This window comes from Arthrobacter glycogeni (assembly GCF_054510815.1).
The window spans coordinates 42,426-63,302 of sequence record NZ_JBTNDV010000009.1; the positions used below are offsets into that span (position 1 = coordinate 42,426).

Consider the following 20,877-nt stretch of genomic DNA (forward strand, 5'->3'; position numbering starts at 1 on the left):
TCACGCCAGCCGGTCTCATCCACCAGGGTTCACTCGAACGAAGACACTGGGCGTTCGCGCAGAACTGCCCCTATTATTCGTGGAGGCAAACCAAGACAATGCGAATCTGCCCGTCATAAATTTGGGGTGGATCACCGACGATTGCAGTGCATCCAGGCGGAAGTAAAAAATTTGGGGCAATCCGATTTTGAGCCTCCCATTCGTGCGAAGGTAATCATTTCTCCACGTGGTCAACAGCTGAAAGAGCGCGAAATTGTGGCCGTCGTTTTCGAAGCCCTATGCAAAAGGGGCGCTGGACCGGATCATGGGTGAGACGGATCGTTCTAGGCTTCACCTAGCAAAGGATTGACCATGAGTTCAGAGCAAACCCACGCCCGGTTGGGTGCTTCACCGATCCTTCCGCTAGTGCGGCCTGCGATTCCTCAGTCCAGGAAGCTTGAAAAAGGTAGGAGCGCCGGTCAGCGGACGATCCTTAGCCAGCAGGGTGAACGACGGCGGGAGACCGAACGAAAGCTCGAACTACACCGCCGCGTTTATCTGCTCACGCATGCCCACTCCGGTCTGAAGTAGCGGATGAATCCCGGTACTAGGCATCCCTTGCAGGGATCCCGGATAGGCCAACTAGCGCTCTCTCTCCCATAGTCGGGTGACCTATGGCACTAGTTTCTGGTGTGATGGAAGCGCCCTATAAGGTCCGCGAAGACCCTTGTCGGAATCCGAGGGGATGGTCGTGCGTTTGAACGCGCGCATCCCCTTGGCCGCCCAGCCGTTCTCCGCCATGATCGCGGCCACCGTTCCGACGGAAACCTCGACTCCGGCTGCGGTGAGTTTGGTGTGGACCATCCTGTGGCCGAAGATCCCGTCGGAGGAATCAAACATGGCCTTGACGTGGCCGGCCAGCTCTCGGTGCCGGGCAGCCATCGCCGATTCTTTGCGGTCCAGCCATCGGTAGTACGAGACCCGCGGAATGCCAGCCGGGCGCACATCCAGGTAACAGGGAATTCGGCGTTCTTCTCCTGAACAAAGCGGTAGAGGTCTTCTAACGTTATTCTCTGGCGAAGAACAACGAAACATTTTTCAGAAAATCATTCTCCCGTTCCAGCTCCCGCAGCCGTGCCTCTAACGCCTTGTGGTCACCAGCGTTTCGCCAGCCACACGCGAGTGGGGATCCTGCGCCAGCAGACCATCAAGAATGGCATCGCTGATCTGGTCACACATTTTATCCGGATGGCCCGCGGTTACTGATTCCGAGGCGAAAAGCCGCAAGGCGGACGTATGTGAAATGCCTGAATTCATGTGCTCACTTCACTTGATTGGACGGACAGTCACGCGAACATGGCTTTTCCACAATTGAACAACCGTTCCGCTGATAGGTGGCTCAGAGGGGTTCGGCTAAGGTCATCGCGTATTGTCCCTCAGTGTCCGTCCACTGCCCGACGATGGTGAGGTGTGCGTTTTCAAGTTCTGCTGTGATTCCCGCGGGACGGAATTTCGCGGATATTTCGGTGCGTAATTCTTCACCCCGGTCGAAGCTGATTTCAAATCCGGCGCCCGGCAGGCTCACCTGCATGGCACGTGTAGCTCGGAGTCTCATCTCGATCCACTCCTCAGTTTCGTTCCACACCGCCACGTGCTCGAACGCCTCGACGTCGAAATCAGCCCCCAACTCCGCGTTGAGGACGCGCAGCACATTGCGGTTGAAGTCAGCGGTGACACCGCTCGAGTCATCGTAGGCGGGAATCAGGATCTCCGGCGGCTGCACCAGGCCGGTGCCGATCAGCAATGATCCGCCCTCCTGACCCAACAGTTCCCGCACTTGGGTCAGGAACCGAGCCCGGGCATCTGGTTCGAGGTTCCCGATGGTGCCGCCGAGGAATGCCACCATTCGGCGTCCAACCCTCGGGAGCAGCTGCAGCTGCAATTCAAAATCGGCGGCCACAGCCTGCAGGATCAGATCGGGATAGTTTCGGGACAGCTCACTGTTCGCCTCGGTTAGTGCACTGTCGCTGACGTCCACGGCAACATAGCTCCGCAGGTCCCCGGCTTCCTTCAGCGCGTCAAGCAGCAGGGGGGTTTTCCTTGAGGAGCCGGAGCCGAGTTCGATAAGCGTCTCGGTAGGGCTGGCCGCCGCCATCTCCGCTGTGTAATCCTTAAGGATCTGCCGTTCGGCGCGGGTGGGGAAGTACTCGGGGAGCTGCGTGATCTGCTCGAACAGTTCGCTGCCTCTCTTGTCGTAAAACCACTTGGGCGGCAAAGTTTTGTCCGGTTTGGTCAACCCCGCGCGTACGTCTTCACGTATGGTGCGCTCAAGGTAGTGCGGGGGCAGATGGTGGACTATTTCGAGTGCGGTTTTTGAAGGGTTCATGTGAGCGCGGGCTCCATCTCTGCGGAAAATAGCGGGCTTATGTCGATGCCGTGTGAAGTGGCGACCAGTAGGGACTGGTCCGGAACCTCGTGCCACCCTGTGCCATCGTCGGAGGGCTCACTGGCGACGATGGTCCCCCTGTGATCTGAGCGCCAGAAAAGGGTATCACCGGCAGTTGTGGCAGCAATCGTGGTTCCATTGGTCAGGAGGAAGTTGTACCTGCCCGTGCTGGCGGCGGAGGCATCGGTCACTACACGTGCAAGAGCGTTCGCAGGGGAATTTTCAACCGCGTGGTCCAAGGAATCAAGTTGCTCTAGGACCAGCGCCCACAGCAGGGCGGAGTCGACCCGGGCTTCGAGGGCGAGTAGCCGTGCCGGCGGCAGTGTGGCGGCAAGTGCCTCCGCGGACTGTGGCCAGTCGTTGATCCGTCCGTTGTGGCTGAATAGCCACTTCCCGGAAGCGTAGGGGGCAGCGGCCGCCTCGTCCGGCGTCGTACCAGGTGTAGCCGAACGGACGGCAGCCAGAACCGCCCCGCTGGTAGTGACCCGCGCCACGTCAGCGAAGGACTGGTCCGTCCACATCGGCACGGCGCGTCGGTAGCGGGCTGGCAGGGGATCTCCTGCGGCGTACCACCCGACACCGAACCCGTCCGCGTTCATCGTGCCGTTGCGTTGGAACCGGGGCGCCCACGACTGCCGGAGCAGACCGTGTTCGGGCGCCGAGATCAGCGTGGCCAGCGAGGTCGGCGGTCCCAGGAACGCCAGGTGACGGCACATTTCTATTCCCCCCGACCTGAAGCGTCATTCCGGACGGTCCGGAAGCCGGTGAAGATCTGACGTCGAATGGGGTAGTCCCAATTTCGGAACGTTCCCCGGCTCGCCGTTCCGCCGGCCGCCCAGGAGCCACCGCGCAGCACCTTGTAGCCGCCACCGAAAAAGGCTTCGCTGTACTCCCGGTAAGGAAACGACCGGAATCCCGGGTAAGGGCCGAAGTCGGTGGAAGTCCACTCCCATACATCCCCGATCAACTGGCGGACCCCCAGCGCTGATGCCCCATCAGGGTAGGACCCGACCGGGGAAGGCCGCAGCGCTGCTCCGGTCAGGTTCGCATGCCGGGCCGTCGGATCCTCGTCACCCCACGGATAACGCCGGGAACGGCCGCTGACCGGATCGTGCCGTGCGGCCTTTTCCCACTCAGCCTCCGTGGGTAGACGCCGCCCGGCCCACCGGGCGTAGGCTTCGGCTTCGAAAAAGGACACGTGCTGTACCGGTTCGTCGAGGGGGACCGGTTCGACGACACCGAAACGGGTACGCCACCACCGGTTGCCGTCCCGCATCCAGTACTTCGGCGCTGTCAGTCCTTCATAATTGCAATGGCTCCACCCCTCCGGCGTCCACCAGTTCGGATTCGCGTACCCGCCGTCGTCCACGAAATCTAGAAAGGCGCCGTTACTGACGGGAACGGTGTCGATCCAGTAGCCGGGAACGTGCACCTCATGGGCGGGCCGCTCGTTATCCAGTGCCCACGGTTCCACCGATGTGCCCATCGTGAATGACCCTGCCGAAATCTGCACCTCCGGCGGAAGCAAGGTTGCCTTGCTGGCCAGCACCCCGGGGGCCGGATCCACGGCATGCAATACGGGTTCTCCTACCCGGAGCTGGTGGGTGGCCAGCATGGTCTCGGCATGCTGCTGCTCGTGCTGGATCATCATGCCGAACGCAAACCCGCCCTCCAGCAGCGGCGAACCCTCCAGAGGAACCCGTTCCAGGATGTCCAGGGTCTTGGAGCGCACCTGGGCAAGGTAACCCCGGGATTCCGAGGGTGCCAGCAGCGGCAGCGAGGGGCGGCTGCTGCGCGAATGCTCGAAGGCGTCGTAAAGCCTGTCGATTTCAGGGTGCAGGGGCTCCATCCCGCCGACATCGCGGACCAGCCATAGTTCTTCCTGGCTACCTACATGCGCCAGATCCCACACCAGTGGAGACATCAGCGGAGAATGCTGCTTGAGTAACTCCTCCTCGTCACACGCGGTGAGGACATGCGTACGACGGCGCGTATGCTCCAGGCCCTCCGCAATGAGGGCACGCAATGTTTCAGGGGTAGCGCAGGCACCCGCGGAAACCTCATAGTTCATCATCGGACGTTTTCCTTTCGCTGTTCGAGATCGAAAAACCGGCCGGTGCGGCGCCAAGCGTCGATCCGCTGGTCTGCGGGAGAGCGCCCGCGCGCTGCATACTGTTCGATGAACGCTTCCACCCTGGTTCTTGTACTGGCATCGACATTAAGCCGTTCCATGGCGCCCAGCGCTACCTCAGCACAACGACGCCCTGCTGAGCCGAGGACCGGATCCGCCAGCCCGTCCCGTGCCGCGGCGGTCATCGGATCGGGCAGCGCAGTCACTGGCGTACATGCATCGGCAGCTATGTCAGCTGCCCGTTCGTCATCCACCAGCGCCGTCGTGATCGCTGCGACGGCTTCCCAGTCCGCACCGGCTTGCGCATCGATCACCCGGATCTCAAGGAAACCCCGGGGACGGATGAACGGAAAGAGCGTGCTGAGATGATAGTCGAGATCCTTCCGCGTGACCGGTCGGGGCCCTTGCCCGCGCAACCAGCCCCGCATGGTCAAACCGCGTGGCGCTTCCCACGAACCATGCGACGCCGGGATGCACAGCACTGACGCGTCGAGGGCGTAGCGGGCCCACGCGACGGGCGGATCATCAGAATGCGGAACGGGCGACGTGCGGGACGGATCGATTTTCAACCACACGCCCTGACGTGTGCTCTGCCAACCGCTGGGTGCCCCATGCCGGAACGGGGAGTTGGCAAAAAGTGCCACGAGCACCGGAGCAAGCTGATGAAGCCGCTCCCAACGCTGCACCGCACTACCCGAACCATTCCCGGAAAGACCGGCATCCAGGCATACCTGAAGGGACGCGGTGGAACACATCATCATCCGCCCGGCTGGACCTGCACGATCAAAATGGGCTTCCATAGCCGCGTAACGTGGATGATCCAGCGTTCGCACCGGGGAACGGGACGAATCCAGGGCCACGCTGCTGAAGGAAAGGCCCGCGTTCTCGATAGACCTGTCAAGAACAGCCAGATCGGATCTTACTGCTTCGATGACCGCGGGAAGGTCCGCTCCGCACGCCGAACTCAGCTCGAGCTGCCCTCCCGGCTCGTAGGTGATGACACCACCGCCGGGAAGCTTGCCTTCCGTTTTAGTAGCGGCAGCCTGGACTTCCGCTACCGGTACAGCCCGCCCCAGATCGAGAGGATCGTGCACAATTCTCTCGATCTCCACGCCCACCGCCCCCGGAGGGCCGGTCTTGAAACACACCGACGCGACATAGATTTCCGCCTCGGCCTCCGACAGCGGCCGTGCTTCGTACCCCAAACCTGACATCGACACCATCAATAATCCTTTCATCGTGATGCGGCTGCATCAATAGCTCAACGGTCCTTCAACCAGCAACGAAGCCCGTGTAGTTCCCGTTCCTATCCATCCACAACAACGCGTCCTCTACAACGCGGTTCGTTATTCTTCCAACAAGCGGCTGCACCGATTGTTCCCGGCGCCTCCCCTGCCCATCCCGGTCACAAAGCGCCCGGTCTCGTGATCCACCCGGAAGGGCCCACACCTAGGCGGAGGTCTTCCCTCCGCCCAGCCGCAACTCTTCGACAAGCGGAACGGATATGCCGGTGCAATGCCTGCCGGGTCATCCAGATCCCGGCCTGTGCTGCTTATTGTGCGGTGCGGGATCAGGCGCCTTGACCGGACATTTGCATCAGCCCGCCATCCATCACGTACGTCGCCCCGGTCACGTAGTCTCCGTCGGTGGAGGCAAGAAATACAGCCAGACGACCGATTTCCCCGGGTTCAGCGGCTCTTTTCAGGGGGATGCTTTTGACCTGCTCCTTGCGATATTCGGGGTCGTCGATCGCTTTCTGGTTGAACGGGGTCAGGACCATACCGGGGGCAATATTGTTGACCGTCATGCCGAGCTCGGAGACCTCCAGTACAAGGGTGCGGGTGAGGTTGCGCAGGGCGCCTTTGGAACAGTCATAGTCAGCCGCGCCTGCTCGTGCCTGCTCTTCATGGACCGAGGTTGTGTTAATGATTTTTCCGCCGCCGCCCTGCTGCTTGCGATGGTTAATGAAGTGTTTGCAGCAGATCAGCTGCCCGATGAGGTTGCTGCGCATCGTGCGTTCGAAGTCGGCGATCTCCAGATCCGCGACATAGGTCCCTGACGCGTCGACGCTGGCGTTGTTCATGAGAATGTCGATCCGCCCGAATGTTTCGAATGCGGCGTGGAACATTTCCTGCACCTTGGCCTCGTCGCCGTGATCTCCCTGAACCACGATCGCTTGACGACCGTGGGCTTCGACCTGTTCCCGGGTGGTGTTGGCGCCTTTTTCGTCCTCGAGGTAGTGCACGACGATGTCGGCGCCCTCGCGGGCGAACTCGACGGCTGTGGCTTGACCTATCCCCGAGTCGGATCCGGTGATGAAGGCCACCTTGTTCTCCAGTTTTCCCATAACTTCTTTCCATCTCCTTTAGTTGGTGCTCATTGGTGGTTTGGAAGTTCAGTGTTGGTGGTCCTGCTGGTTTTCAGGGTGTTCGGCTTGCGCGATGGCCGAGGCGGCAGTGATGAGGCCGATGTGTGAGAGTCCCTGCGGGAAATTACCGATCAGGGTCCCTTTATGAATGTGAACTTCTTCGGAGAGAAGCCCGAGATCGTTGGCGTACCCGGTGACGGTCTCGAAGATTTTTTTCGCCTGCCCAATTTGGCCTGCCATGGCCCGTCCGGCGGCCAACCAGTAGGAACAGATAATGAACGCACCCTCATCTCCTGCATCCGTCCACCGCTGGACCAGGGCCCCGGTGGAAAGATCCCGTTCAATGGCGTCCATCGTCGCCAGGACACGGTTGTCGTTGGCGGGCAGGAATCCCATCATCGGCATCAAGAGGACACCGGCGTCGAGGTGATCGGAATCGAAGGCACCGGTGAACGCGTTGACCTCGCTGTTCCAGCCCCGCTCCAGGATTGCCGCCCGGATTTTGTCGCGCTCAGACTCCCACCCCGCCACCTTGTCAGGAGCACCGAGGCGGTCGGCGAGTTTCACCGCCCGGTCCAGCGCTACCCAGCACATCAACTTCGATGTCAGGTAGTTCCGGTCGCCTTCGCGTCCTTCCCATATTCCTGAGTCTTTTTCGTGCCAGGTCCCCGCGGCCCGGTCAGCGACCGCCACCAAAAACCCCGCTGTCTGGGCTGGTAGTTCCCCGAGTTGATCACGCAGTATCCACGCGCATTCGAAGACCTCCCCGAGGACATCGAGCTGGGTCTGGTTCCAGGCATCATTACCGACCCGTACCGGCCGGGACTGCGCATACCCGGTGAGGTGGTCAAGGGAATGTTCGCTCAAGTCGTGTTCCCCGCCGACGCCGAACATGATCTGCAGGTGGCCCTCCCGCGTCGGGCCGGCTGAAGAAGTGATCCAATCAAAAAACTGCTGTCCCTCATCGGCGCACGCAGCAACCCACAGCGCTTTAAGGGTCAGACTGCCATCACGCAGCCATCCGAACCGGTAATCCCAGTTCGCGCTTCCGCCGGGTTCCTCCGGCAGCGAAGTCGTCGCCGCAGCGACCACTGCCCCGGTCGGGCGGTACGTCAGGGCCTGCAGTACCAGCACACTGCGCTGCACCTGCTCCCGGTAGGGCCCCTGATAACTCTGATGAATCTCGCTCCACGACCGCCACGCCGCGATCGTGTCCCTGAGCCGGTCCGCACCATCCGGCTCCCCACCAACATCGTCAACCGGACCAACCACCGAACTATTAACCGAACCGTCGACCGAACTGCGATGTTGCAGGGCGAACATCGCGCTCTCACCGGCGTTGAGGGTGAACGTTCCGCCCGCAGACCCGTTTTCGACGTTGAGTGCGATGTCGCCGGTTAGGGATAGCCGGTCAGCGCCTCCTGCTATTTCCCACCCCGCAGCAGTCCGTGTGAAGCCCGGCGTGATGAGCCCGTATTCCATCCTTGGCGCCAACTCGACCTTCACCTGTACCTGCCCCCGGCTTACCTCCAACCGGCGGACGAGCATTTGCGGGGACCTATACCCGATCTGGTGCCCCCGCTCCCCCCTTCCTAAAGAGAGGCCATCCGTGAGCCGGAGATCCCCGCTTCCGCAGTGAAAGTCCGTTTCCACGACCATCGTGCCCGGCAGGTACCGTCGGCCGACCGTGAAATCTTCTGTCGGACAGATGAGCCAGTATCCGGCATCCACATCGAGCAGGCGGCCAAACACGCTGGGCGCATCAAACCGTGCTGGGCACCACCAGTCCACCGATCCCTCCCGTGAGACAAGAGCCGATCCCTGACAGTCACCGAGCAGACCATAGTCCGAAATGACCGCCCCTGACTGCTCCTGCCCACTGGACTTCCTCGTATTCATACACGTCCTCCGACTCTTCCTGCCCCGACTACGCCTGTCTCGTGCTGGGAACGTCTCCCCGTCGCGCAATCATCTTCACCACGGCTTCGCTGCCAGGCTTTGACCCCCCCTAGGGATTCACCCTCCGCCCTATCCTTCTACCCAAGGAATTTACGAACTGAACTTCTCAAGGGCCGCAAAATATGCCTCGTCGAAGATGGGGAACTGCGCCACCTGATCGCGCAGCACCTCCAGTGGGATGCCGGTGCGGAGGGTCAGCGACGCGTGGTGAATCGATTCACCTGCCTAGTTGACACAATCAATCCAGCATTCATGGGGTTTCTGGCTTTTTCTGCTGGTGTGGGTGCTGGCTTTATGGGTAGGCGATGCCGTCGGTCGAGATGCGTTTGCCGAACGCCTTGACTTTGTCTTTAGCGTTTTCCTCTTGGTCAAGGTTCCGCCGCAGCAGGGCCGCAACGTCACTCGCGCCACGGGCTTGCGCGTTTGTCACTAACGTTTCGTAAACAGCGATTTTGTGGTGCCCGGTTTCCAGTGCCCCGACCAAAATTACGACGTCGACGAGGCTGGTGTCGGTCTTGCCGAGCATCGAGTTCCCTTCCTTGGCCATCGCTTTGGTGACCGGAGAAGGGGAGTCGCTGACCTCTTCTCCGAGCAGCTCAAAGGAACGTTCAATGTTGTCGATCTGCTGTTCCGTCTCCTTGGCATGGTCCTTCAGCAGCGCTTTGAGCTCCGGTCGCTTCGCCGCCTTCTCAAGCTCACCGAGCATGGCCAAGGTGTCGCGCTCCATGGTCAGCGCAGAACCAAGTTTGAAGCTGAAAATTTCCTCAGGGGTGTTGAAGTGTTCAAACATGTTTCTCTCCTTCATCAGTTGTGGAATAAGTGGGATGGGTTTGGTTGCCGTGCCCCGCGCAACGGTGCGGGTCCTCTGATTGAGTTGACGGGTTAGTTCCGGCCGGCCATGCCGCAGTCGCGTCTTCAGCTCACCCCCATACAGGTTTTTAGTCGCAGCAGCCCGTCTTTGATCCGGGATTTGACGGTCGACAGCGGCACACCGAGCGTTTCGGCCACCTCCCGGTAGGTGAGGCCACCGTAATAGGCGAGCTGTATCGATTCTCGTTGCATACTGGTCAAGGTTTTCAGGCATCCCACCACGGACTCAACCTCAACCCGGTGCATAACGGTTTCCACCGTGCAGTCATAGTCAGTGACCAACACAGCCACCCCGTACCGGGCGGCACGGTTGGTGGCGCTTTGTTCCGATCGGACCCGATCCACCGCACGGCGGTGGGTGATCATCATCAGCCAAGCCATCGGGCTACCAACGGAAGGATCATAGAGAGCCGCTGTCCTCCACACCTGCAAATACACCTCCTGCGAGGTATCACTACTCAGGTCCGGGTCGCGGATCACCCGTCTGGCCAGCCCATGGACCCGGCCCGCGGTATTCCGGTAAAACAAGGTAAAGGCCTCTTCGTTACCCTGCCCGGTCTTATAAAGCAGTTCCACCAAGGTATCCCCCGTATTCGCACTCATTCCGGCACGGGTAATGGGTCTAATCTCTGCACTAAGAGGCACCGACTGAGCCGGCGCTTCGCCCGCCACGCTCCCGGAACCGCCCGGTATAATCGGTTTCCCCGGACCAGGATCCCGCAGTCTGATCAGGGTCTTAGCATTCATACTCGCGCCCGTCCCTCTAGCCCCGCCCGTGCGCCGGGCGGATCGGCGCGGACCCTCAACGATTACTATGCCTATCCGTGATACTCCACCCGGACACTGCACCATCAACTACCAGATAGGGCTGGCGACGAATCATCATGGAGCCCCCACGATCGTCCAGGAAGGATAGTTGCGTAGCCTACTCACGGCCTCACGGTCGATCGTTTTCGCTTCGCTGAGATCCACCGTGATCGACAGATCCGACGCCAAATAACTCGTGCGGGCAATGACACGTACCAGCGACTCACAGTTCTCCAAGGTCAACGACCCACGCACCATTACCGTAGCGAAACTCATATCCATGTTCACCTGCACCAAAAGGCTAAGCCTGCGCTCCAAACCAGGCCGGCTCTTCACGGGAATACCGGATATGTCCGCCAACGCCGTACTACCACGCGCCTCAGTCATCAGAACCGACTGCCGGAATGATTCGTTGCCGAAAATGGTCATCATTGTCCCCTTCTTCAGTGATGAATACGATCACTGCCGGGGTCTAGGGCAACACAACCAATCTAACCCTGATCCCCCAACGAGTCCATGCGCCCTGAATCCGACTGCGTTAGGCCGCTCCCTAGAAAATGGACGAAACTGCATCGGCTGCATCAGCGGACGAAATGCATGACCCGCAATGCCGGACCCGCAGCCGGAGAATGAAGATACCCCTTACTAGAGCTGTCCTCAGCCGGAATCACGGTCTTGACCCGCTCTTCCCCAGCCATTTATGGGCGAGTCGTTAAGATACTCGACCTATGAAATGGGTGTCACCCAGATGGCGGTAGTGGCTAGCTGGCTCTGACTGGCCGCCGGTGGTTGGTGCCGGACATGAGTGTGGCACCCACCCCAGGTTCGGGGTAGGTGCCACACCATTGTTGAAGGGTTTGGCTAGAGCAATCCGCCCAGCAGGCCCTCGTTGTCCTCGCCACTGTCAGTAGAGCCGTCGACCGAGTTATCGGCATCGACGTCGGCATCCACATCAGGATTGGCGTCAACATCAGCGTCATTACCGCTGAAATTGCCGTTCAAGTTATCCGACACATCGGTGTCGATCCCGTTAAGCACGTTGTTGTTGCTCGCAACATCACCAAGGTCCAGCACATCATTGAGAATGTCATCCAGCGAGAAGTTGCCGCTGTCAGCGATTTGGTTATCGCTCACCTGGGTGGTGACCTCGTCCACACTGGTCTCAGTACTGTCGGCGGCGGCCATACTGGCGCCTCCAAGGATCATCACACCGCTGATAGCGGTTGCGGCCAGGGACTTCGTCAAAAGATTCTGCATATCGTGCCTCCATAATTCTGTTGGGAGTTGAAGGACAATACCCATTCGGGGCCAGGACCGTGACCGGATTGGTATGAATCCGAAACTCTTTCGTAACCACCCCACACACCCTCCGACCACGCCCAACATACACATACGCCAAGTCGCCCCCACACATGAACTGCCGCTCCCCCACAAATTGGACGGCTTTAAGCTAACTCCCCGGGGGACTCCACCAAGGGTATTCACAGCCATCTTTTCGACGTGGACTGATAAAACGATGGACGCTCACGGACATTGACAGTACGCTGATAAGTGTCGCACCTCTTGGGGCAGTGGCGACACCAAGAAGCTCTTCTCCTCTTCATCAATGAGTTCGCACTCAGCCGTCCATGGAACCAGCAATGGTGTGGTTCCTGGGTTCGGTGCGACTGCGGCGTGTGAAAGGTTGCCATGTTTCAGCGTTTCAAACCCCTTCTAACTGGAGTTGTCCTTACTCCGCTTCTTCTTCTCGGCACCGCACCCCTTGCCCAGGCCGCGGGGCCCGCTACGGGCGCGGCGGATGGTTCGCAGACCGTGCAGCGGGAAGTGAGCTTCGAAGTCCAGAACATCAACCGAAGCAAAATCCCCTGCGAAGCTGACGGTGAAACCTACACCGTGCGAGGCAGCATCACCGGCCCCCAGCAGGCCTTGGACGATCCGCAAGCCGTGACCCTTCTCCTCCACGGGCTCAGCTACGGCGAGTTCTTCGGCAACTACAGCGAACAGCCCGGCTACAACTTCGCCCAAAAGCAGGCCGCAGCAGGGCACGTGACCGTCACCGTCGACCGACTCGGCTACGACTCCTCCGACAAGCCCGACGGCACCGGCATCTGCTTCGGATCCCGCGCCGATATTGCCCACCAGATCGTCACGCAACTGCGCAGCGGCCAATACCAGGCCGACGACACAGCAGCCGCCCCCTCCTTCCCCGAAGTGGTGCTCGCCGGGCATTCCGTTGGAGGAATCATCGCCCAGGCAGCCGCCTACAGCTTCGGGGACATCGACGCGCTGATGGTCCTGTCCTACTCCGATACCACTGTCTCCCCCGCTGCGATGGGCGCCCTGGAAACAGCCATCGCGGCCTGCGAAGCAGGCGGAACGCTCTCCGAAGGTGACCCCGGGTCCCCCGGGTACGTTTTCTTCGGGGCGGACACCCCGGAAATGTTCATCAAGGCCCACTTTTTCACCGACAACGCTGAACCAGCAGTGGTGGATACCACGGCGGGCCTGCGCAACATGGACCCCTGCGGTGACATCACCTCCTATAAGGACGCAGTGGACACAAACAAAGCCAACATCGGATCGATCGATGTTCCCACGCTCGTCCTCACCGGGGACAGCGACGCCATCTATCCCGTCCTCGCAGAACCCCAAGCCAGTCTCTTGACCGGCAGTAACGACGTCACAGCGGTCAACATCCCGGCCACCGGCCACGCACTCACCCTCCACAACAGCAAAGACCAATTCTCGGCCGAGGTCTCCGCTTGGCTGGACGCCCGCAACTTCGGCTCCACCCAGATGGGACAAATGCCCACCGGTGGAGTGGACACCGGTGTTCCAGGAACCCCGGCAATAAACACCGACGAAACCACGATCGGCATCACCGCCCTCGCCGCAGTCCTGATCCTCACCACCGCAGCGATCCTCACCACTCGCCGCAAAACAGCAGCTCACACCGACTAAGAAAAACCAGCGCACCAGCCCCGGAACGTAGCTCCCCCGGGGACGACAGTGGCTTCCACACTTGCCTGACAAGTAGGCGTGGAAGCCACTGTCGTTTGCTTTTAGCGAGCCAGCGAACCGCCATCAGCCCGTGCCATGTTTACAAGAATCGTGCCACGAGAAGGGGCTGTTACGAATGCGGAAACCCGAAGAAGCGGACGTGCATACTGGCACAGCGGTGAGGGATCGACTGGTGGGCGTGGCCTACCAGTCTTCCAACAGCAAAGCCCTGCCCTCGTTCACAAGCCGCGGCTGATTGTTGATCCCCACCCGCCCCCCAGGAGGCGGCAGCAAAGCTTAACCCGATGACCTGTCTCGACTAGCGCATCGATCAGCAAGTGAACCCTTTTGGGTTGGGTCGGTCCTCCTCGAACAGCTTCGATGCCGTCCTCAGGATCGCTACCTCTTCCTCAAGTAGCCGGATCCGCTTTCTCGCCTTCGCCAGCTCAATGCTCTCCGGCGTCGTGATGCCGGTGCGTTCGCCTCGGTCGATCTGATCTTGGCGAACCCAGTTATGGATCGCGGCAGCGCTGACACCGAGTTCGACCGCAGCTGTCGTGATGGGTTTGCCGGCCCGGACGAGCTCGACAGCTCTTCTTCGGAACTCGATGGGAAAGGGACGTGGCATAGGTGAAACCTCTCAAAAGAAGCCCAATCCTCAGACCATAGCCGGTAACCAAACCATGGGGCACGTCAGTTCACGTTGCGATGCGCAATTCAGAGGCACACCCTCACTACCACCTGTCGATGCCACCGGATTCCGCTCGGACGATTAGTGACCTTGCGGAGATCATCAACCGGCTTTGGGGGCAACAACTCCCGGCGGGCGGCTGTACCCCGCTTCCCTCGACCGACAGGTGCTCATCGTCGCATGGACCGATGATGACCAGGGGGCGACCCACACGATCCTGCGGGTGAGATCCAAAACCGGCGCAGGCCGGGAAAGTCGGCATGGAACGACAACGGTGCGACCGGGCCAGACCAACGCCGCTGCGGGCTGTCTGGACCCCGGCGTCAGGGGTTGCGCTGCTGCTCACGGTTGACCGCCGGATCTGGTCGGGGCAGAGCCGGCGGTAAGCCACTGCTCAAAGCGCGCTGCGGCGAGGTCAGACGACCCGGATCTGCGCCATCATGTCGTGGTCCTCGTGCTCGAGGTTGTGGCAGTGGTAGGCGTAGCGGGTCAGGAACGCGCCCGGGGTCGGCCCGATGGGCACGGCGGGCCACTTCACGAGCACGCGCACCTTGTCGCGCGGGTTGAGGATCACCGTGTCCTTCCAGCCCCGCTCGTGGGCCTTCGGCGGCTGGCCATTGCGGTCCAGGATCTTGAAATTGACCAGGTGCATGTGCACCGGGTGCGACCAACCCCAGCCGTTGTCGAACTCCCAAATCTCGGTGTCTCCCGTCTTGGGTAGCGCGTCGATGCGGTTCTTGTCGTAGATCTTGTCGTTGATCGTGTAGAGGCCGTCCCAGCTCTTGCCGAACCTCCACCCGCGGGTCAGGACCGACGCCGCCGCGGTCGTGGCGATGTGCGTTGCGTCGGCCTGGTCGGCTGCGGGCCGAAGGACGGCCGGCACCGAGCTCGGGTCGGTCTCAGCGCGCACCACGTCGAAGCGCAGGATGCGCGATACCGACCCGCTGCCGTAGCCGTTGTCGAGGTAGACCGACGTGCCGACCGGGACCCGGCCGAAGTCGATGACGACCTCGTAGCGCTCGGCCGGCCAGATCGGCAGCTCGGTTAGGGTGACCGGCGCCTCCAGCAGCCCGCCTTCGGTGGCGATGAGCTGGAAGGACTGACCGTTGGACAGCCGCAGCAGGTAGGGGCGGGCGTTGGAGCCGTTGAGGAAGCGGAAGCGGTAGCGTCGGGCCGCGACCGGGGCGAAGGGCTGCGCCTTGCCGTTGGCGACCAGGACGTCGCCCTCGAAGCCCGCGTCGGTGGCCGCGACGGTTGCGTTCGCCGGGTACCACAGCGTCCCGTTGGCGTTGAAGCGCCGGTCCTGCACGACGATCGGGACGTCGTAATTGCCCTTGGGCAGCGGCAGCGCGTCGTCCAAGGCGTCATCGATGAGGTAGAAGCCAGCCAGGCCGCGGTAGGCGTTGCTGGCGCTGATGTGCTCCGCATGGTCGTGGTACCACTGCGTCCGGGCATTCTGGTTGTTACCCAGGGTGTAGGTCTTGGTGGCACCGGGTGCGATCGTGTCCGACGGATGCCCGTCGGAGTCGCCATCGACGTACGCGCCGTGTGTGTGGATCGAGGTGGGCACCAGCAGGTTGTTGGTCTGGTGGACCACCATTTGCCGCCCCTTACGGGTACGCAGCAACGGCCCGGGATACTGACCGTTGTAGCCCCAGATAGGCGTCGAGACGCCCGGGAGAATCTCCGCCGTCCCCGCCCCCATCGTTATGGCGTAGACGTCGCCCGACGCCGTGCTCGACTGCGGGACCAGAGGCTGAGGAACGGGAAGCCGGCGGGTGTAGGGGGTGAAGGCCGGGCTCGACCCCCCACCGCCACCGTTTCTGTGGGACGCCAGTGCGGTATTGCCGAAGGGGAACAGGACGGCGGAGCCGGTGAGGACGCCGATCTTGAGTGCGTCGCGACGGTTCAGGTTTATTGCAGGACGGTTCAGGTTTATTGCAGCAGGGTTCGGGTCCATTGCAGCAGGTCTTCTTTCCAGGGTTAGGGCAACAGGGCGGAGTTCGGGGGTGTCAGGGCGTCGCGACGGTAGACACCGCCGAAGGAGCGGTTCGCGGCACGCCCGCGCACTAAGGCCTGGACGAGTAGGACCACGACGAGCAGCTGTAGCGTGATCGTCACGGCATCGACCGGGCCGATCGCCTCTACGTCGCGGTGCGGCCCGACGGGCAGACCGACCGTTCGCGACCAGGCCCACAGCGCGATCAGCGTAAGGTTGCCGAGCACGCCGGCCCACAGTAAGGCGCGGACGCCGGGGTAACGGGGAAGCAGCAGTGCGTACAGGCCCTGCCCTAGGACGATCAAAACGAAGAACACCCCATACCCCCACCAGGCCCGACCGTGGTCTTGGACCTCCCACAGGTGCAGGACAGCGGCGGCCAACATGAGCCACCCCGCGAGCGGCAGCGTCACTACCGAGTGGTGAACCGTCTGCGTGGGCACACTCTGAGGTATCATCGGAAATCTTTCTAACCCTAGATTCGGACACGCGCGGAGGATTCCTACAGCAGTTGGGGGTTTGCTTATGCACCTAACCCGAACAAAGCGGACGACTCGCAAAACTCAAAACGTTGCGCACGCAGCTCGAACTGCACGTCAGCAACGGTGCGGTGTTGCGTCGACACGGGTGGAGCGATGGGCAGAAAGTTCGTCGTCATCGGCCTGTTCTGTGCCATTGATAAACCTGCTCCTTGAAACTCATCGTCACTTTTGCGACTCTGTTAACAGTGATCGCTCCTTGCTGTCTCCGCACGAGTAGTGGCTACGTGTTTTCCAGGGCTCTCACACCGAGTAGTCGACGGAGGCTCGAGTTGTTCCTCTGAAAAGGGCTTATCCCGCTGCAAGAAAATGGCACCTTAGTTATCGCCGATGGTGGATTGCGATCGGATTAGCGACGTCCCTGCCCGGGTTTCTATTTCCACGCTTACGTCCGGTCGGGGAAGAGAAACCACCCGTCAGAGCCGTGTAACCCCGCCAGCATCCATGGACTCCTCCGGCGGCTGTCCTGTACTTAGTTCAAGAGCGACTTAGTTCAGGGGTGGGGTATCCGTCTACCCCTCTACCGGCACCAATTCCGTCGTAGTACACACCATATGGATGTCTGCCCACACCCCTCTAGGGCTACTCCAGCCTGGTTGAATGCGTTTAGAATAAAATGATTCAAATGCGGTCCAGCTCTTACCCACTGCCTGGGAATGGGCGGCCGTTGGAAAGGGTGAGAAGAATGTTGTCCCTGGCCTCGTTGCGTGATTTGGGTCCGCTGCCGCCCTCCCCTACCGTTACCGCGCATTGCTCGTTCGGTTGGGAGCCCTGGCGATGAGTGATGGAACGGGGGCCGGGCTGGGGGACGGACTGGAAAAAGTCTGTTCCACCCTCTGCGCATCTTTTATCGACGCGCTGCCGGTGACAGGGGCTGCGCTATCCGCGTTCGGCGGGTCCTCACAAGAAACCGCTTTGTATGCCAGCGATGCCCTCGCGGCCCGGCTGGATGAGCTGCAATTCGATTTAGGCGAAGGCCCCAGATGGACTGCAACTAGTTCCCGGTTGCCGGTGTTGATTCCTCGGGTACGTTCAGCGTCCCATGAGGCCTGGCCGGTGTTCGGCAAGGCCCTGCAGGAAACGCAGGCCCAAGCCTTGTTCGTCTTTCCGATGGTCGTTGGTGCGATGGATGTTGGGGTGGTCGAACTGTACTGCACCAACCCTGGACCACTGAGCGGGCCAGAGCTTGCGACGGCGCGTTCCCTCGTTGACGGCGCCGCGTGGACTTTGCTGCGCACCATCCTGGCCGTGGACCCCGAAGACGGCGAACACCAGAATGACTCGTTGTTGTCCCGCCGGGAAATCCATCAGGCAACAGGGATGGTAGTAGCGCAAACTAGTGGGAAAGCCGCGGACGCCTTGCTGTTACTGCGCGGCCACGCGTTCGCCAATGGGCTCACTCTTCGCCAAACCTCCGACGACGTTCTGGAAAGGCGTTTGGACTTCACCCCCTCCGTCCCCTGATATAGGTAGCTGGACTTTGCTAGCATCTTTATATGGAAATGACTACCCGCTCAAGCCGGGTCAGTGCGGCTTTCGTTAAACTGGCGGACACCCTGGTCGGCGACTACGACGTATTGGAACTGCTGCATACCCTTGTTGAGCAGTCCGTCGAGCTGCTCGACGCCACGGCCGCCGGATTGATGCTGGCAGGCCCCGACGGAGTGCTCCAGGTGCTGGCCTCCACCAGCGAGGAAAGCCACTTAGTTGAAGTACTCCAACAAGAATCCGGTGCCGGCCCGTGTGTTGAGTGCTATACGACCGGGGTCCCTGTCACTATCCGTGACATTGCTGGGACAAAAGACCGGTGGCCCGAGTTCAGGGACGCCGCAACATCTCAGGGATTCCAGTCCGTCCATGCCTTCCCGATGCGCTTACACGGCAGAACCATCGGGGCGATGAACCTGTTCCGGACCGAAACTGGAGAACTCACCGACGAAGACGTAGCCATCGGTCAAGCGTTAGCCGACGTCGCGACCATCAGCCTTCTACAAAAACGCACGGCCAGAGAATCTGATGTCGTCAATGAGCAGCTACAGGAAGCCCTCAATAGCCGGATCCTCATCGAACAAGCCAAGGGCATGATCGCCCACATACAAAACATCAGTACAAACGAAGCGTTCCAGCGTCTGCGCAGCTATTCGCGGGCCAACAGCCGCAACCTCCACGACGCAGCAGAAGCCGTGCTCAACCGCACCCTCACCATCTAAACTCCGCGAACGTCGTATGGGTCCATTGCCTGGTTGTTTGGACGTCGCCGCGCGGATGTGTCACTTTGGTCGCGGCGGTACCAGCGATGAAGAGTTGGACTCAACTTCACCCTAGATGCATCGTTGTGTGGTGGCCTCGGGAGCATCCAAGTCACCCAAGTGCAGTGTTGGTTTCCCGCCGGTCAAGTTCAGCTCTTAGCTCTTCGAGCCTGTCTTCAGTTTCTAGCTGGGGATCACAGTCCAGCTGTTCCGCGTCCAGTTCCCTGCGGACGCGGGCATAAAGAACTTCCAACGTCGTATCATCTAAGGCGTTCAGATTCTCGGGAAATGGATCATTCGGTGTAATAAGCTTCTTACCGTTCAAATCCATGATCGAGCCTCCTGAGAGCTTCAATTCCAAGATGATCCTAACCTGTTAAATAGAATTGCGGGGGTGACAGCGCGAGGCTCTCAGCGCGGTAAATAGTGAAGGTCGAAAATGGAGCTGACGGGAACTGTACGCAGCGGGAGCGAGACTGAGACAAGCCGAATTGCAGCCACCGAGGCGACCTATAATGAAGCCCGCGAGGCGGTGCAACTATGTTGGAGCACTCTCGCAGGGTGCACAAATGTGAACTTGTTTTGCAGTTCCGGCACCCAGCGGGGGTATCTGCCGTGCTCCGCGGAACGGTACGGGCGTCTTCTGACTGAGTTGACGGGTTAGTTCCGGCCGGCCATGCCGCAGTCGCGTCTTCAGCTCACCCCCATACAGGCTTTTAGGTGCAGCAGCCCGTCTCTGATCCGGGATTTGACGGTCGACAGCGGCACACCGAGCGTTTCGGCCACCTCCCGGTAGGTGAGGCCACCGTAATAGGCGAGCTGTATCGATTCTCGTTGCATACTGGTCAGGGTTTTCAGGCATCCCACCACGGACTCAACCTCAACCCGGTGCATAACGGTTTCCACCGTGTTGTCATAGTCAGTGACCAACACTGCGACCCCGTATCGGGCGGCACGGTTGGTGGCGCTTTGTTCCGATCGGACCCGATCCACTGCACGGCGGTGGGTGATCATCATCAGCCAAGCCATCGGGCTACCAACGGAAGGATCATAGAGAGCCGCTGTCCTCCACACCTGCAAATACACCTCCTGCGAGGTATCACTACTCAGGTCCGGGTCGCGGATCACCCGTCTGGCCAGCCCATGGACCCGGCCCGCGGTGTTCCGGTAAAACAAGGTAAAGGCCTCTTCGTTACCCTGCCCGGTCTTATAAAGCAGTTCCACCAAGGTATCCCCCGTATTCGCACTCATTCCGGCACGGGTAATGGGTCTAATCTCTGCACTAAGAGGCACCGACTGAGCCGGCGCTTCGCCCGCCACGCTCCAGGAACCGCCCGATATAATCGGTTTCGCAGGGCTAGGATCCTGCGCTCCTATCCTAATCTTGGCTTTCATGCTCGCGCCCGTCGCCTATGCGTGGGGCACCATGCGGGCCCCACAATGGCCCAGGAAGGATAGTTGCGTAGCCTACTCATGGCTTCACGGTCGATCGTTTTCGCTTCGCTGAGATCCACCGTGATCGACATTTCCGACGCCAGGTAACTCGTGCGGGCAATCACATGTATCAGCGAGTCGTAGTTCTCCAAGGTCAGCGACCCACGCACCATTACCGTAGCGAAACTCATATCCATGTTCACCTGCACCAAAAGGCTAAGCCTGCCCTCCAGCCCAGGCCGACTCTGCACGGGAATACCGGATATGTCCGTCAACGCGGTGCTATCACGCGCCTCAGTCATCAGAACCGACTGCCGGAATGAGTCGTTGCCATAAATGGCCATGATTCTCCCCTTACTCCAGTGACGAATACGATCACTGCCGGGGTCTAGGGCAACACAACCA

21 protein-coding genes and 1 pseudogene are annotated in these 20,877 nt (G+C 60.6%); 4 read left to right on the top strand and 18 right to left on the bottom strand.

Annotation, left to right across the window (positions count from 1 at the left end):
* Positions 1-351: 351 nt before the first annotated feature.
* On the top strand, positions 352-570 hold the full coding sequence (locus tag ACX80G_RS10920) for a hypothetical protein (protein WP_459307669.1): 219 nt from the start codon (positions 352-354) through the stop codon (positions 568-570).
* Between the two features lie 81 nt (positions 571-651).
* Here the strand turns inward: ACX80G_RS10920 and ACX80G_RS10925 are convergent, their stop codons facing one another.
* The 12 genes and pseudogenes from ACX80G_RS10925 to ACX80G_RS10980 all read right to left on the bottom strand — a co-directional run bounded on the left by ACX80G_RS10925 (position 652) and on the right by ACX80G_RS10980 (position 11,817).
* Positions 652-921, bottom strand: coding sequence for an IS3 family transposase (locus ACX80G_RS10925; protein WP_459307670.1), 270 nt, complete (start codon positions 919-921; stop codon positions 652-654).
* 207 nt (positions 922-1,128) lie between these two features.
* Positions 1,129-1,296, bottom strand: a pseudogene (locus ACX80G_RS10930) (S-adenosylmethionine synthetase N-terminal domain-containing protein); the annotation flags it as partial.
* A gap of 82 nt (positions 1,297-1,378) precedes the next feature.
* Entirely contained in the window at positions 1,379-2,365 is a 987-nt protein-coding gene (gene egtD / locus ACX80G_RS10935) for an L-histidine N(alpha)-methyltransferase (protein WP_459307671.1), read from the bottom strand.
* The gene (egtC, locus tag ACX80G_RS10940; protein ID WP_459307672.1) at positions 2,362-3,141 is read right to left on the bottom strand and encodes an ergothioneine biosynthesis protein EgtC; all 780 of its coding nucleotides are present in this window, start codon (positions 3,139-3,141) and stop codon (positions 2,362-2,364) included. Before egtC ends, egtD begins: the two co-directional genes overlap by 4 nt.
* Positions 3,142-3,143: 2 nt before the next feature.
* Complete coding sequence (gene egtB, locus ACX80G_RS10945) at positions 3,144-4,499, bottom strand: ergothioneine biosynthesis protein EgtB (protein WP_459307673.1); 1,356 nt, start codon at positions 4,497-4,499, stop codon at positions 3,144-3,146.
* A complete protein-coding gene (gene egtA, locus ACX80G_RS10950) occupies positions 4,496-5,779 on the bottom strand; it encodes an ergothioneine biosynthesis glutamate--cysteine ligase EgtA (RefSeq protein WP_459307674.1) in 1,284 nt (427 codons plus the stop codon). The genes egtB and egtA overlap by 4 nt, the downstream gene beginning before the upstream one ends.
* 347 nt (positions 5,780-6,126) lie before the next feature.
* Positions 6,127-6,882: an SDR family NAD(P)-dependent oxidoreductase gene (locus ACX80G_RS10955; RefSeq protein ID WP_459307675.1), complete on the bottom strand. Its 756-nt coding sequence runs from the start codon at positions 6,880-6,882 to the stop codon at positions 6,127-6,129.
* Between the two features lie 69 nt (positions 6,883-6,951).
* Positions 6,952-8,823, bottom strand: coding sequence for a glycoside hydrolase family 15 protein (locus tag ACX80G_RS10960; RefSeq protein ID WP_459307676.1), 1,872 nt, complete (start codon positions 8,821-8,823; stop codon positions 6,952-6,954).
* Between the two features lie 352 nt (positions 8,824-9,175).
* Entirely contained in the window at positions 9,176-9,673 is a 498-nt protein-coding gene (locus ACX80G_RS10965) for a ferritin-like domain-containing protein (protein ID WP_459307677.1), read from the bottom strand.
* Positions 9,674-9,798: 125 nt separating this feature from the next.
* Positions 9,799-10,356 carry an ECF RNA polymerase sigma factor SigK gene (locus ACX80G_RS10970; RefSeq protein WP_459307678.1) on the bottom strand — a complete coding sequence of 186 codons (558 nt, stop codon included), beginning with the start codon at positions 10,354-10,356 and terminating at the stop codon, positions 9,799-9,801.
* 279 nt (positions 10,357-10,635) lie between these two features.
* Positions 10,636-10,992 carry a hypothetical protein gene (locus ACX80G_RS10975; RefSeq protein WP_459307679.1) on the bottom strand — a complete coding sequence of 119 codons (357 nt, stop codon included), beginning with the start codon at positions 10,990-10,992 and terminating at the stop codon, positions 10,636-10,638.
* 429 nt (positions 10,993-11,421) lie between these two features.
* Positions 11,422-11,817: a hypothetical protein gene (locus tag ACX80G_RS10980; protein WP_459307680.1), complete on the bottom strand. Its 396-nt coding sequence runs from the start codon at positions 11,815-11,817 to the stop codon at positions 11,422-11,424.
* Positions 11,818-12,249: 432 nt separating this feature from the next.
* On the opposite strand from ACX80G_RS10980, the gene ACX80G_RS10985 reads away from it, so the two are divergent.
* Positions 12,250-13,521, top strand: a complete 1,272-nt coding sequence (locus tag ACX80G_RS10985; protein ID WP_459307681.1) for an alpha/beta hydrolase — start codon at positions 12,250-12,252, stop codon at positions 13,519-13,521.
* A 370-nt stretch (positions 13,522-13,891) separates the two neighbouring features.
* On the opposite strand, the gene ACX80G_RS10990 is transcribed toward ACX80G_RS10985, so the two are convergent.
* From ACX80G_RS10990 to ACX80G_RS11000, 3 genes are all read right to left on the bottom strand, one after another.
* Positions 13,892-14,188 carry a transposase gene (locus ACX80G_RS10990; protein ID WP_459307682.1) on the bottom strand — a complete coding sequence of 99 codons (297 nt, stop codon included), beginning with the start codon at positions 14,186-14,188 and terminating at the stop codon, positions 13,892-13,894.
* A gap of 478 nt (positions 14,189-14,666) precedes the next feature.
* The gene (locus ACX80G_RS10995; RefSeq protein ID WP_459307683.1) at positions 14,667-16,211 is read right to left on the bottom strand and encodes a multicopper oxidase family protein; all 1,545 of its coding nucleotides are present in this window, start codon (positions 16,209-16,211) and stop codon (positions 14,667-14,669) included.
* 23 nt (positions 16,212-16,234) lie between these two features.
* Complete coding sequence (locus ACX80G_RS11000; protein ID WP_459307684.1) at positions 16,235-16,693, bottom strand: hypothetical protein; 459 nt, start codon at positions 16,691-16,693, stop codon at positions 16,235-16,237.
* Between the two features lie 873 nt (positions 16,694-17,566).
* Here ACX80G_RS11000 and ACX80G_RS11005 point away from each other — a divergent pair.
* Positions 17,567-18,253 (top strand): GAF and ANTAR domain-containing protein, encoded by a 687-nt coding sequence (locus ACX80G_RS11005; protein WP_459307685.1) that lies wholly within the window; start codon positions 17,567-17,569, stop codon positions 18,251-18,253.
* Positions 18,254-18,285: 32 nt separating this feature from the next.
* Positions 18,286-18,999, top strand: a complete 714-nt coding sequence (locus ACX80G_RS11010) for a GAF and ANTAR domain-containing protein (RefSeq protein ID WP_459307686.1) — start codon at positions 18,286-18,288, stop codon at positions 18,997-18,999.
* A gap of 151 nt (positions 19,000-19,150) precedes the next feature.
* Here ACX80G_RS11010 and ACX80G_RS11015 read toward each other — a convergent pair whose 3' ends face one another.
* From ACX80G_RS11015 to ACX80G_RS11025, 3 genes are all read right to left on the bottom strand, one after another.
* A complete protein-coding gene (locus tag ACX80G_RS11015; protein WP_459307687.1) occupies positions 19,151-19,399 on the bottom strand; it encodes a hypothetical protein in 249 nt (82 codons plus the stop codon).
* A gap of 332 nt (positions 19,400-19,731) precedes the next feature.
* Entirely contained in the window at positions 19,732-20,289 is a 558-nt protein-coding gene (locus ACX80G_RS11020; RefSeq protein ID WP_459307688.1) for an ECF RNA polymerase sigma factor SigK, read from the bottom strand.
* A gap of 140 nt (positions 20,290-20,429) precedes the next feature.
* A complete protein-coding gene (locus ACX80G_RS11025; RefSeq protein WP_459307689.1) occupies positions 20,430-20,816 on the bottom strand; it encodes a hypothetical protein in 387 nt (128 codons plus the stop codon).
* Positions 20,817-20,877 lie beyond the last annotated feature (61 nt).